This is a genomic window from Myxococcus hansupus (genome assembly GCF_000280925.3).
Classification (GTDB): domain Bacteria; phylum Myxococcota; class Myxococcia; order Myxococcales; family Myxococcaceae; genus Myxococcus; species Myxococcus hansupus.
The window spans coordinates 2760639-2773155 of sequence record NZ_CP012109.1 but is presented as its reverse complement, the minus strand read 5'-3'; the positions used below and the strand labels follow the sequence as shown (position 1 = coordinate 2773155).

The following is a 12517-nucleotide window of genomic DNA, read 5'->3' as shown; positions in this document are numbered from 1 at the left end:
CGTGCGCTCAGGAGAGGGCGTTGAAGCGAATCCACATGGCGAGCACGCCTACCACCGCATAGAAGCCGATCTCCACCGTCTCGGATACCGGCTGCGCCTTCTTCAGGGCCCCCCAGACGTGGACCACGACCATCCCCGCGCTCACCCACCCGATGAGGTCGAAGATGGCAGGGCCCGGCCGGGACACGAAGCGCGCCGCCGTCAGGATGATGGCCAGGGCCACGGCCCCCAGGCAGCGGCCAAAGTACACCGTGAGGTGATTGTTACCCTCCGGCAGCCGCCACCCGAACCAGCGCGCCCACGTCAGGGGCATCAGCAGCAGGGGGAGCGCGAAGACGACCAGGAAGAGCGTCCCGGCGATGACCAGGAACCAGCTCGCGAGCGGTGTTTCGGCACTGATCATGATGGCGCACTCGAGACGTCACGGCCCACCCTGCCTGGGTGGCCCGGGCCCGTTCCCCCAAGTGCCCCATTCTAGACGTTCGCCCGGGCTACTGCGCGGCCAGACGCAACGGGTCACGCACCGCGGCGCGGAGGAACTCGGCCACCCGCTCCAGCGAGTCCGTCCGCTCCAGCTCCGCCGGGAAGCGGCGGAAGGACTCCGGCGGCCCGTAGAGGATGACGGGCTTGCCGTAGCGCAGGGCCAGCGCGGCCTCCGCCACGGTGCCCGCGCCTCCGGGCAGCGACACCAGCGCGTGCGGCGTGAGCACGTTGATGTGATTGCGGCTGAGCGGATCCGTCCCCTGCTCGCCGCTGAGCGGCAGGTGCGTGTAGATGGGCAGCTCCACGTTGGGATTGGGGTAGCCCGACCGCGGCTTGTATTCCCTGCCCGTCACCGTGCCCGGGACGATGCCAATGGAGATGCCATGCCGGTACTCCACCTGGACAAAGGCATCCGCCGCCGTGCGCATCACGCCGCTGCCCGCCCCCGTGAGCAAGTCGAACCCCGCTTCGGCAATCCAGCGCACCAGCGGGATGACGCGCTCCGCGTGGTCCTCCTTGCCAGAACCGAAGACACCGATGATCCGCCGTTGCTTGCGCATGGGCGTCGCTCCTTCCCCCAAGTAAGACGGGCCCGGCCGCCAGCTTGTTCCAATCACGCGCGCCCGTCTTCTCACGACGGTTCATTGCCCCACATTCCCGCCAGGAGACGTTCACGGATGGAAGCCTTTGCCTCCGGAGCGTGACCGACTGGACGCTTCGCCTGTCAGACCCCCGCTCTACCTTCACGGGCATGCGACTGGAGGTCGTCCATGTTCGACAGTTGTGGAGGATGTGAGCGCCGCGGAAACGCCGGTGAAATCTTCGACTGGTGTGCCAACTGCGAGCTGTCGCTGTGCCCCGGCTGCATGGAGCGCGGCTGCTGCGACAACGAGCCGGCCGAGTCTGGACGCGCCGCCCCCCGGTGCCTGCCGGAGCCGCCCGAGGACGACGAGGCGGAGCCCCTGCCGGAGCACTTCGGTGGCCGGTGCTGCACCCAGGCGCGCGCGGTCGCCTGCTCGTGTGCCTTCCACTGGATTTGCGACCACCACGGCGATCAGCACATCGGCACGCACGACTGAAGCATCCGGGCCGTGACACACCGGCATCCGCTGGGAGCGGAACGCCTGGGGGCGAGGCTCGACGCATCGGGACATGCCGGGAATGACGCATGGTGAAACGTCATTTTCGAGGCAGCCCCATTTGCCTCGGTTCCTGAGAGGATGTGAGGATGCGCATGAGACAGGTATTTGTGTCTCATCCCGGCCTTGCGCCCCCCTTCGAGGAGCCTCCCGTGAGTCCCCATGTCGCGCGTCCCCGCGGCGAGCTGGCTGTCACCGTGGAGACGGCGCGTCCCGTCACCCTGCCCTCGAACGCCATCGAAGTGGACGTGGGGGTGGCGTTGCCGGTCGCCTTCGGCGGCCTGCGGAAGGTGCTCCGCGCGTGTGAAGAGGCCGCGCCCGACGCGGTGCGAGCCCTGTCGCTCGCCAACCCCTCCGAGTGGAACCGACTCTTCCCGGGCGCCATCGACGGCGTGCCGGACCTGAGCGACCTGGCGCTGACGCCCTCCGAGCGACGGCTCCACCGCGAATCCGAACAGATGTTCTGGGTCCTCAACGTGGCCGCGAAGGCGCTCGTGGAGACGCTGCGCGCCAGTGGCCGCCCGCTGGTCCTCCACGGCGCGGGCGAGTGTGACCTGGTCAGCCTGCGCGCCGTGATGCGCGCCGCCGAGTGGAGCCGGCTGGAGGGCCTGGAGGGCACCCTGTTGATGACGGGGTGGAACGTGCGCCGGCCGCACGGCGCGGAGGCGTTCGAGGCCCGGCGGCAGGCCTACCTGGACTCGCTCTGCGACCGGCTGCGCGCGCCGCGGGCACCCACGCCGGGGCCGGTGTCCCGCCGGGCGTTGGAGGCCCCCGTGGACCTGGAGGGGCGGTATCTCCAGCTCGCGGTGGATGCGGCGCAGGCCCCCGAGACGCGCGTGGCCGCGGCCATCCTCGCCATCCGGAGCTGCTTCTTCACCACGAACTACGAAGGCGCCATGCTGGCCGCCGAGCGGGGCCTGGCGGCGCTGGCGGAGGGCGAAGCCGCTTCGCTGCCCGGGCGTGTCCTCCAGGCCTGGGACAGCCTGGACACGGGCTTCGCGACGCCGGCCATCGAGATTGACCGGAGCAGCCTGGGCGACGCCGAGGAGCTGCGGGCCCTGTTCGCGCGCAGCATGGGCGTGGTCCACGTCTACACCGGCGCGCATGACGCGGCGATGGAGGCCTTCGGCCGGGGGCTGGCGTGCCGGATTCCTCCGGAGATGGTGGCGCGGCTCCATATGTTCCGCGCACTCACGCTGACGAAGCGCTTCGGGCAGCTTCCCAACGCGCGGGAAGAGGTCGCCGCGGGGCTCGCCGCCCTGGAGCGCAGCACCGCGCCAGACCGCGCGCTGCAAGAGGGCTGGCTTCGCAACGTCTGCGCGCTCACCTGGTTCCAGGAGCGCAAGCTGGACAAGGCGCTGGTGGAGGAAAAGCTCGCCATGCGCTGCGTGGGGGATCTGCACGACGCCAGCGCCACGCACTTGAAGATCAACCTCATCTCCAACGCGAGCTACCTCCAGGAGACGGCGCGGCAGTACGGCGACGCCATCTCCACGTGGCGCCGGTTCGAGAAGATCAGCGAGAGCTGGGGCGTGAACTTCGCCAAGCACCACCGCTACCGGCTGGCGGGACTGGAGCTGGGCGCGGGTGAGCGCGACGCCGCCGTGGCCCACTTCACCGAGGCCTTCGCCAACGCCGACGCGCTGGGCGACTCCTTCCACCGGCAGGTGATTGCCGCGGAGCTGGGGCGGCTGTTCCTGGACGACCAGCAGCAGGCGACGGCCGTGGACTGGTTCGCCCGCGCCGAGGAGCACGCCCGCGCCATTGGCGACCCGCTGAAGACGGCGGAGAGCCTGGCCGGACAGGCCCTGGCGGGAGGACGCACGGACTGGTCCCAGGCCCTGCGCTACGCCGAGGCCAGCACCACCTGGCCCCAGCAGACGCAGGTGCTGAAGGAGGCGCTGTCGCAGGGAGACGCGCAGGCCATCCACGGCGCGCTCCCCCGCGCCCGGACGAAGCTCAACCGCCCCTTCGACCCGGTCAACCTGTACTGACGCGCGAGGGTGCGAAGGGCTCGGCGGCGGCGCAGTGGCCCTGCGCCGCGAGCTCCGCGAGCAGGGCCCCCGTGTGCGCGCCCGTGAGGATGCCCTGGCCGCCCAGGCCCGTGGCGAGCAACACGCGCTCCAGGCCGGGATGACGGCCGATGTACGGGCGGCCATCCGGCGTCGCCGAGCGCAGGCCCGCCCACGCGCGAACGAAGCGGGAATCCCGCAGCCGCGGCGCCAGCTTCGCCACGGTGGCGCTGAGGTGGAGCAGGCCCGCAGGAGTCACCTGCTCCACGAAGCCCGCGTCCTCCTCGGTGGCCCCGACGACGATTTCGCCGTCGCGCCAGGGCGCCAGGTACGTGGGCCCGGAGACGACGCGCGTCAGGTGCAGCCCCGGCTGGTGCACCACCAGCATCTGCCCCCGCACGGGCTTCAGCGGCAACGCGGGCAGGCCGTCCACCTGGGTCGACCAGGGCCCCGCGCACACCAGCACCTGATCCGCACGGAGCGTCTCGCCTTCCGTGAGGACCTCGACGCCCGTGGAGGTCTCCGTGACGGCCCGCGCGGCCACGCCCAACCGCGTCCGCACGCCCGCGTCCGTGGCGGCCTTCAAGAGCGCGTCCACGTAGCCATCCGTGTCCACGAGGTGGCCTTGCGCCGTCTCGAAGGCGCCAAACAGAGGCGTGCCCTCCAACGCGGGCTCGAGGGACACCAGGCTCGCGGCGTCCCGCCACGTGCCGAGCCCCTCCGCGTCCCCCGCCGCCTTCGCCGCCAGCGCGTCGCGCGCCTTGGCGTCCGGGACGATGCGGAGGATGCCGTTCCCACGCCGCAGCGAGGTGCCGCCGGGCAACGCGGCCAGGTCCTCGGTCAGCGTGGCGCGGCCGGCCCGGGCGAACGCGAGCATCACCGGGTCGTCGAACAACCGGACGGAGGGAATGGCCACCCCAGCGGCGGCGCGCGAGCCCCGGCCTCCCGGCGCCACGGCGTCCAGCACGGTGACGGTCGCGCCCAAAACAGAAAGCCGGCGCGCGGCCGAAAGGCCCACGACGCCGGCTCCCAGAATCACGATGTCCGCGCCAGGGCGCATGTCAGGCGAGCCGCAACGCGATGACGTGGAAACCGCCATCCACGTAGATGAAGCCGTGCTTCTCCGCGCGCTTCACCACCGCATCCAACTGGGTGGTGCCGAGGAGAATCTTGAACCCCTGCTGCGTGGCCTCCTTGCAGATGGCCGCCACGACGAGGTCCACCGCTTCGTTGCGCTCTTCCTTCGACAGTCCCGGAGCGGCGACGAGGTTTTCAATCAGGGCCAGCGAACTGTCGGTCCTGTACATGAACCCCGCGGCCTTGCCGGGAACCACGAAGCCCGTCTTGGGCAGGCCGTCCGGGGTGACGATTTCGTCCCAGGACTGCAACCAAGCCTTGATGTGCTCGAAGTGCAGCTCTGGGACGTAGGGTTCGAGTGTCATCCGCCCAGGATATTACGACACCAGGAACTGGGACATCCGCTGCGCGGACAGCTCGGCCGCGTTGTTCATGCCGAGCTGGCTCAGGCCCGTCTTGGCCGTGTTCTTCAGCATGTCGCCAATGACGTCGGTGACCTTGCCCTTGCCCGTGGCCAGGTTCAGCGCGCCGCTCAGCAGGCTGTTGCCGCCCGCGCCTTCCATCAGGAAGTTGCTGGCGAACTTGCCAATCGTGTTCTTGAACGCGCCGCCGCCGGGGATGAGGTCCGTCGCCGCGCCGAGCAGGGACTGGATGGGGTTCTTGCCCTGCGCCAGGTTGCCCGCGAAGCCAATCGCCGCGCCGAGCAGCGGGTTGACCATGGACACGAACGGCTTGATGACGTTGAGGACCTTGCCGATCGCCTTGAATGCCTTGGACATGGTGACTGCCCCTTTCGAGCGTGGCCGTCTGGCGGCCAGCAAATGTGACTGATGTGGGAATTGTCGGGGGGTCGGGGCATTTGTTTCCCAGCGCCCTGAAAAAAACGGACACCCCGTGAAGTCCCTGCGATTTCAGGGACTTGGCCAGCACCCAGGGGCCAGGAGACTCCCTGGCGGAGCTGCCCCGGCCCCTCCGGCGTGGATCAGTTCTTCGGGGTTTTGTCCGGGCCCTGGCGCTTTTCGGGGGCGCCCGTCGGGGCGGTGTCGGATCCGAGCGCGGCCTTGTAGCGGGCGTCGCTGTCGCTGTCGCTGAAGCCGTCCCGCTGGTGCGCGCGGCTGATGACGACGTCACCGTCGATGATGCCCTGCAGGTGCGCCTCCACCTCCGCGATGGTGGGCACGTTCGGGTCCTTCGCCTTCAGCTCCTCGTCCGGGACGATTTGGATCTGGGGCGGCTTCTCCGGGTTGAGGGCGTAGTCGATGATTTTCTCGACGTAGTCCGCGAGCGGCACCTTGAGCAGGCGGGCCTGCTCCTTCACGTCCGCGTCGGCCAGAAGCTCCGCGCGAACCTCCTCCACCGGCCGCCGGAGCTTCTTGGCGGGGGGCGCGACGACGTTGTCACCGGACATTGACTGTCTCCTGAATGGGCCCGTCATCCTGGCAAGGCAGCCAGCACCGCCAGGCCGGGGAAAAGGCCATTCTGGGCGTGGATGCGCCCTGGATGTCAAAGGCTGTCACACAGGCGCCCCACTCCACCGGGTGAACTGCATCCGCAGCTCACAGGTGTAGCGGCCCCGTTCATCCCGCAGCCAGAGCTGCTCGGGCGCCGGGTACATCTCCTCGACGGACAGCCGCTCCGCGTCCCGAGCCAGATGGGACAGCAGGTCCACGGCGAAGGGGCTCGCGGTGTCGATGAGGTAGGGCTTGCGCTCCTTCGAGCTGCGCATGAACACGAAGCGAGGCCACCCACCCGCCCGCCGCTCCCGCTGGACGGTGAGGAACAGCTCGAAGCCCGCGGGCTTCGCCAGCCGCGACGCCGGGAGGTTCCACCGCTCGCGCTGGTACACCGCCCCGCCCACGCTCAGCCGAGGCAGGTGCTCGCCCTGCGTGCGCAGCGGCGCGTGCAACACCTGCGGATGGGCCAGCGCCGCGAAGGGCGGGTAGGACGAGAAGTCGTCCAGCGGCAGGTACAGGCTCAGCCGCGCCCCCTGGCCATCCACGAGCACCGGCCCCTCGGGCGTGGGGAGCACCTTCACGTCGCGCGGCGTGAGCGCGCCGTCCTCCACGTCGAGCACGTCCGACACCGAGTACACCAGCCGCCGCCCCGGGTAGACGTAGAAGCCCTTGTTGCGCCTGCGGATGGACAGCCCCACGAGGCCCCGCGCGGCGTCGTCCTTCTCCAACCACCGTGACGCGACGGAGGCATACCGCTCGCGCTCGGGTTGGAAGGCGCTCAGCCAGCTCCACAGCAGCAGGTGGTGATGGACGCGCGCCAGCATCACCTCGAAGCCGCCGCCGTCCGGCTTCGCCGCCAGACACACGTCCGGCAAGGCGTAGCGCCCACCCGGGGTGGACGTGCCCAGGAAGTCCACCGGCACCGCGCGGGCGCGAGCCGCGTCTGGCTCCAGCATCACCGGCGGCACGGGTGAGAAGCGGCTCCCCGTCACGCCGTCTGGACGCAGGCGCACGGCGTAGTCCAACAGGTCCATGGGGCCGGCATCGGGGCCCAGCGCGTCGCGGACCTGCTCGCGGAAGCCGCGCTGCACCTTCTCGCCATAGGCCGCCGACAGCTCCAGGGCCCCGGTCAGCGCCGCTTCCAGCTCCGCGGTGAAGGTGGCGCCGAAGCGCAAACGGAACGGTGAGCTGGCCTCCTCGTAGAGGATGAGCCGGTCCGCGTAGACCTGACCGTCGCCACGACGGGCCGGCTTGCCCGTGACTTCGGTGAAGAAGGCCTCCAGGCGAGGCAACAGCTCTCGCCGCTGGGCCAGGTCCGCTGTCTCGAAGTCGGCCTTGAGGCGCGCCAGGGTGTCCAGCCGCTCCAGCCAGCGCGTGCGCGCCTCCAGGTCCGGCAGCGCCGCCACGGCATCCCGCACGCTCTCGAAGGTGGCGAAGTCGTTGGGCCGGAACGGGAGCCCCCACAGCAGCAGCGCGGTCTTCACCAGGGGAATCGCCTGCCGCTCCACGTCCTCCACCGGCACACCGAGCACCCGGGCCGCATCGGAGGGCACCGCGTGCTCCCGCAGGACGGACAACAACTGCTCCGCTTGCGGTGAGAGGGCGACCTCCAGCTTCAGTGGCGCGCAGGCGGCCCGGCCCGGCGACAGCGTGAAGAGCGGGTTGATGCGCAGGGGCAGATGGGGGCGCAGCGTGCGCTCCCGCCCCACCGCGCGGGCCAGCTCCGTCACGGCCCAGAAGGAGAAGAACGTGCGGCGGCGCGTGTTGCCGCTGGGCACCGTGCGCACGTCGTAGCCGTCATCCGTGGTGCGCTCGCCGTAGGAGATGGGGCCGAAGAAGCTGGTGGTCTCGTTCTTCGCGCAGAAGCGCTGGAGATACGTGTAGACCTGCCGCTCCACCCTACGCACATCCGAGGTGTCCGGCCGCTCGCCGCCTCGCAGGTAGCGCACCCAGACGTTGTCGAACATCGCCGGGCTGGAGAGGAACACGGCCTCTTGAATGGCGGCGTCCGCGGCGCGCTCACGCAGCCGCCTGCGCAGGGACTTGCGCTCCTCGGCGTATCGCGACTGCAGCGCCGCGCGGTGGTCGCGATAACGGACGAGCGCGTCGTGGCAGGACGCAGCGAGCCGTGCATCCAGCTTGGGCTCCCGGCCTTGTGCCAGGGCGTCGCGTACCGCCTGAGCCCCCGGTGCGCCGCCCTCGGTGCCGATGGCGTCCACGAGCGCGTCCTCGGCCTCGAGCAACCGGGCGACATCGTCCTGCACGGCCTCGGACACCCCGAGCGACTCCAACCAGTCGAAGGGAAACCCCGCGTGCCGCAACACGAATACTTCGCCCAACGTCCAGGGCTCACTCATCCGTTCACCTTCGTCAGCACCGACCGGGCCACCAGCGTCTCCACCAGCTTCCCCCGCTGCGCCTCCGGGACAGCCCCCAGGACCTGGGCCACCTCCCCGGGGCGCGTGAGTCCGGCCAGCTTCGGCGCCAGCCGTGCATCCATCGCGAGCACCCCACCCGTCCGCAGATTCGCCGCGTACCAGGACGCGCGCGCCGCACCGTCCAGACCAGCGGGGAGCTGCACCAGCGCACAGTCGGCATCGAGCACGATGCCGCGAGGGCCACCGTCCTCGGAGACGGGTGCTGTCGCATCCGGAAGACAGGCGGCGGCGACACGTCCGGGACTCAGCGGAGCGCGCGCCAGCAAGCGACTCGCGAGCCCCGCGAGCACCTGCGGCACGCTGCTGCTGGGTATCGACCCGGCATGTTCGAACGGCAGGCTTCGCGCGAGGTCACGGTCCTCGGGAGGCGCGCCAACGTTCACGTCTTGCCACAGGCGAGGGACGCCCCCTGGCAACGACATCCGTGTCCAATGGAAGGGACGCACGCCAGAGACATGGTCGAACAGCGGCTCGCCATCGAGTGCGTTGAACGTCGCTTCCAACGCGGCGGCATCGATGCCCGGGGCGCCCACCCACCACTCCGCGACAATCCGCCCACCGGCCGCCCGGAACCCGCGAGCCCCCTGCACCAACGACGCGCGCGGGATTCTGGCACCCCAGGGGTCCACGACGTCGCCTTCGCTGAAGGCGCAGAAGCCCACGATGGCCACTTCGCAGCCGCTCTCCACCAGCGCGTCGGGCCGCAGCAACGAATCGAGCGACACGTGCCCCGCCCACCGGGCCTCATCGGTGAAGGCCCGCACCGCCTCGGGCGTACTGGTCCCCAAGGCGGGGTGACGCGCGACAGGGGCCGCCTCGGCGTCCGAAGCGGGGGCTTGAGCCTCACCGAAGCGCAGGCCCTGAGATTCGGGAATCCAGACGAGGCGTGCCCGTGTGGCGCCATGGACATCACCGGCAAGCTGCCAGCGCAGCGGGGGCGCGTCGACGAAGGCCGCCCGTTGGAACACGGACAGGTGCTGGAGCACCTCGCGGTACTGCCAGGCGAAAGGCCCCGCGACTTCGAGCGGCACGTGCCTTGGACACGCCCGCGCGAGCCAGGCCGCCGCGGGCAATTGAAGGTCCCTGTCAATCCAGAGCCGCACGCGCTCGGCGTCCGCGAAGCGCTCCGCGGCCTGGACCAGCTCGGCCAGATAGGCCACGGGAGCGTCCATAGCCCGCAGGACGTCCGCGCTTCGCTCGGTGGTGCCGCCCTCCAACTCCACATCATCCAGCCGCAAGTGGACGCCGTGCGGAGGGCCCGAGATGGCGGTCAGCACCGCGCCCTGGGCACGCAGGCCCGTGTGCGGGCCGGCGCCTTCACGCGTCCACAGTGACTGAGCGGCGCGAAGCAGCAACAGCTCCCGCATGGACTGCGCGGTGGCCGGCGCGTTCTCACGAAGCCGCGCCTCGGACTCCACGGCCTCCCTTGCGAAGACGCGGCGGCAGAAGTCACGGGCCACATCCACGCAGTGCCACCCCGCGGGCGCATCCGGAGCCAACGTCACATCGCGATGCGGCGGCAGGACGAGCAGCTTCATTCCCGCGTGCTCCCGGGGGACTCGGGCGGCTCCGCGCCCCACAGCAGCGTGCACCGCAGCTCCACGGTGTGACGGCCCGACGGGCCTCGCAGCCAGAGCTGTTCCGGCGACGGCAGCATCTCCGACAGGATGACCTCTTCCTTCTGCTCCAGCAGGTTGAGGAACACGCGCAGCAACAGAGGGCTGCGCACGTCGACCAGCACGGGCTTGCGCTCGTCCTTGAACTTCGCGAACACGCAGTCCGGCATCCCGTGGGCGTCCCAGATGTCCACGGCCGCGCGCAGCCTCGCCGCGTCGTCACGGCACGCGAGCAACCGCTCTCGGGCGTCCGGCGCCAACCGCCACTGCTCGCGCTGCACCACCACGCCGCCCAGCGTCAGCCGGGGCGTATGCGTCCCCAACGACACGCGCAGTGGCCGGATGCGCGGCAGGGAGAAGGCGGTGTGGACCAGGCTCTCCAATTCGCCGTTGTAGAGGCACACCTCGGAGCCCAGACGCTTCGACACCAGCCGCGCCTGGGTTCCATCACTCTCCACGAAGAGGTCGTCCAGCGGCAGCCGCCAGGCGGAAGCGCGGGCACTGACGCCCCCCAGCTCCACCACCGGCCCTGGGAACTCCGAAGGCAGCAGCCCCGTGCGCCGCGACGCGAGCACCGTCACCAGGGGCACGGGCCGGCTCAAGGCCCCCAGCGCCTGAACCATGGCGCTCTCCACCTTGCCCCGGGCGTCATGGAACTGGAGCGCCCAGCCCCAGACCAGCGCCGTGTCGTGCACGTCGCCCATCACCAGTTCGTAGTCGCCCCGGCTCCACGCCTCCACATCCCGCGCACCCACGAGCAGGTCCACGGAGGTGACGAGCGGCAGGGCCTTCACCTCGTCCGTCAGCGGTGGCGGCGTCACCCGCCCCAGGTCCACCGTCCGCGCGGAGGCATCCTCCACCGCGCCCGCGAGCACCTCCGCCACCGACGTGTCCTGGGGCACCGGCCGGTCCGCATACGCGGCCGCGACCTTCCAGAAAGGCACCGTCCGCGCCCCCACCAACCCCGCCACGGTGGAGCGCGCCGCCTCGCGAGTCCGCCTCGCCGCCACACCCATCCACGCCAGCGCGGGCTCCAGGCGTGCCGTCAGCTCTCGCGCCCGCTCGCCCCCGACCTCCACCCGCAGGTCGCCGCCGCACTCCTCCCGGAGGGCCAGCCGGTCTTGATAGAAGTTGTGCGACTCCGAAGCGGGCCCTCGCTCCAAGGGAGGTGTCACGCCCCACTGCGTCTTCGCCCGCTGCGCGAAGGCGACCTGGAGCGCCATCTTCCCGGCGGCATCCGCCGCGCCGTAGCCGCCCATCAGCACCAGCAGCGCGCTCAAGCCCTCGACGTGGCGACGGGCGGCGGCGCAGGGCAAGCCGGCCACGCGCTCGGCCAGGTCGTCCACGGGATGGTGCGTGGCCGCGGGGACCTCCAACTGGTGCGTGAGCAGCCCCTTCTCGCAGCCCATTCGCGCCGCTTCACGCACCAGGCCGGGCGCCACGCCCAGGGACGACGCCACCCCCGCGAGCGTCCGCGTACCGTCCACGACCTCGACCAACCGGGGCAACATCGCCTCGGCGCTCTCCGGCGCGGGCATCGCCTTGCGTGAAGGCACCTCCGCGAAGGCCTTGCGGCGCAGCACCAGCCACGGCGCGACCTCCGGGTCGAACGCGATGGCGCGCACCAGCCCCTGCACCAGCCACGACGCCGCGAAGGTGTTCCGCCCCGTGAGCACCTCCGGACCGGACCAGCGCACCGTGATGCCCGTGGGCGCGTCCGCGTCTACCCGGCCGTAGTTGATGGGCCCGAAGAACCCCATCGTCTCGTTCTTCGCGCACAGGCGCTGGAGGTAGCTGGCCACCTGCCTCCGCAGCCGTGCGCCATCGCGCCCTTCCAACAAATCCCGAGCCACGGGCGGACTGGAGCTGGCCACGGCTTCCAGGAAGCGTGGCGCGTCCCGGAGCGCTCGAAGCGCGGCCTCCACGCCTTGCGTCTCCTGCTTCATCGCGGACGCGAAGGCAGCCTCCGCGTCCTGACAGGCCTGGGCCCGCGCGTTCCATTCAGCGAAGAGCTCGGGTGACGCCAGCCCTTCGGTGTCCACGGGGCGGCCTGCCTTCAACGCGGCCAGCACCGCGCGCGGTGGGCGCTTGACCCGAGGGCCCTGCGCCCGGAGCGCATCCAGGGCCCGCTGCTCCGCCGCCAGCCGTCGCGCGGCCTCGGCGGCGGCCGGGCACCCCAGCCGCTCCAGCCCGTCGAAAGCAAAGCCAGTCGTGCGAACCACGAGGTGGGGGAAGAGGGTCCAACCCTTCATGCGTTTCGCACCCTTTGTCCGGGACGTGGCGTCACGCCCGGAACCG

The 12517-nt window shown here is 70.9% G+C and carries 11 protein-coding genes; 2 read left to right on the top strand and 9 right to left on the bottom strand.

Annotated elements, in window-relative coordinates:
* Positions 1-7: 7 nt before the first annotated feature.
* Both A176_RS11325 and A176_RS11320 read right to left on the bottom strand, forming a co-directional pair.
* On the bottom strand, positions 8-403 hold the full coding sequence (locus A176_RS11325; RefSeq protein WP_002636611.1) for a hypothetical protein: 396 nt from the start codon (positions 401-403) through the stop codon (positions 8-10).
* Positions 404-491: 88 nt separating this feature from the next.
* Positions 492-1043 carry an SLOG cluster 4 domain-containing protein gene (locus A176_RS11320; protein ID WP_002636612.1) on the bottom strand — a complete coding sequence of 184 codons (552 nt, stop codon included), beginning with the start codon at positions 1041-1043 and terminating at the stop codon, positions 492-494.
* Between the two features lie 210 nt (positions 1044-1253).
* Here A176_RS11320 and A176_RS11315 point away from each other — a divergent pair, with 210 nt between their 5' ends.
* A complete protein-coding gene (locus A176_RS11315; protein ID WP_002636613.1) occupies positions 1254-1562 on the top strand; it encodes a hypothetical protein in 309 nt (102 codons plus the stop codon).
* 212 nt (positions 1563-1774) lie between these two features.
* Positions 1775-3616, top strand: coding sequence for a tetratricopeptide repeat protein (locus A176_RS11310; RefSeq protein ID WP_002636615.1), 1842 nt, complete (start codon positions 1775-1777; stop codon positions 3614-3616).
* Here A176_RS11310 and A176_RS11305 read toward each other — a convergent pair.
* The 7 genes from A176_RS11305 to A176_RS11275 all read right to left on the bottom strand — a co-directional run bounded on the left by A176_RS11305 (position 3603) and on the right by A176_RS11275 (position 12471).
* The gene (locus A176_RS11305; protein ID WP_237076914.1) at positions 3603-4673 is read right to left on the bottom strand and encodes an NAD(P)/FAD-dependent oxidoreductase; all 1071 of its coding nucleotides are present in this window, start codon (positions 4671-4673) and stop codon (positions 3603-3605) included. The two genes, A176_RS11310 and A176_RS11305, sit on opposite strands and share 14 nt — an antisense overlap.
* A gap of 22 nt (positions 4674-4695) precedes the next feature.
* Positions 4696-5076, bottom strand: coding sequence for a hypothetical protein (locus A176_RS11300; protein ID WP_002636617.1), 381 nt, complete (start codon positions 5074-5076; stop codon positions 4696-4698).
* Between the two features lie 12 nt (positions 5077-5088).
* Positions 5089-5490 (bottom strand): hypothetical protein, encoded by a 402-nt coding sequence (locus A176_RS11295; protein WP_002636618.1) that lies wholly within the window; start codon positions 5488-5490, stop codon positions 5089-5091.
* A 203-nt stretch (positions 5491-5693) separates the two neighbouring features.
* Complete coding sequence (locus A176_RS11290) at positions 5694-6119, bottom strand: hypothetical protein (RefSeq protein ID WP_002636619.1); 426 nt, start codon at positions 6117-6119, stop codon at positions 5694-5696.
* A 105-nt stretch (positions 6120-6224) separates the two neighbouring features.
* Entirely contained in the window at positions 6225-8522 is a 2298-nt protein-coding gene (locus A176_RS11285) for a lantibiotic dehydratase (RefSeq protein WP_002636620.1), read from the bottom strand.
* A complete protein-coding gene (locus tag A176_RS11280) occupies positions 8519-10141 on the bottom strand; it encodes a hypothetical protein (protein ID WP_002636621.1) in 1623 nt (540 codons plus the stop codon). The genes A176_RS11285 and A176_RS11280 overlap by 4 nt, the downstream gene beginning before the upstream one ends.
* Positions 10138-12471 (bottom strand): lantibiotic dehydratase, encoded by a 2334-nt coding sequence (locus tag A176_RS11275; protein WP_002636622.1) that lies wholly within the window; start codon positions 12469-12471, stop codon positions 10138-10140. The genes A176_RS11280 and A176_RS11275 overlap by 4 nt, the downstream gene beginning before the upstream one ends.
* Between the last annotated feature and the right edge of the window lie 46 nt (positions 12472-12517).

Bases quoted from the DNA above. Each gene is read 5' to 3' on its own strand.
- A176_RS11325 (WP_002636611.1), bottom strand. From the start codon at position 403: ATGATCAGTGCCGAAACACCGCTCGCGAGCTGGTTCCTGGTCATCGCC.
- A176_RS11320 (WP_002636612.1), bottom strand. From the start codon at position 1,043: ATGCGCAAGCAACGGCGGATCATCGGTGTCTTCGGTTCTGGCAAGGAG.
- A176_RS11315 (WP_002636613.1), top strand. From the start codon at position 1,254: ATGTTCGACAGTTGTGGAGGATGTGAGCGCCGCGGAAACGCCGGTGAA.
- A176_RS11300 (WP_002636617.1), bottom strand. From the start codon at position 5,076: ATGACACTCGAACCCTACGTCCCAGAGCTGCACTTCGAGCACATCAAG.
- A176_RS11295 (WP_002636618.1), bottom strand. From the start codon at position 5,490: ATGTCCAAGGCATTCAAGGCGATCGGCAAGGTCCTCAACGTCATCAAG.
- A176_RS11290 (WP_002636619.1), bottom strand. From the start codon at position 6,119: ATGTCCGGTGACAACGTCGTCGCGCCCCCCGCCAAGAAGCTCCGGCGG.
- A176_RS11285 (WP_002636620.1), bottom strand. From the start codon at position 8,522: ATGAGTGAGCCCTGGACGTTGGGCGAAGTATTCGTGTTGCGGCACGCG.
- A176_RS11280 (WP_002636621.1), bottom strand. From the start codon at position 10,141: ATGAAGCTGCTCGTCCTGCCGCCGCATCGCGATGTGACGTTGGCTCCG.
- A176_RS11275 (WP_002636622.1), bottom strand. From the start codon at position 12,471: ATGAAGGGTTGGACCCTCTTCCCCCACCTCGTGGTTCGCACGACTGGC.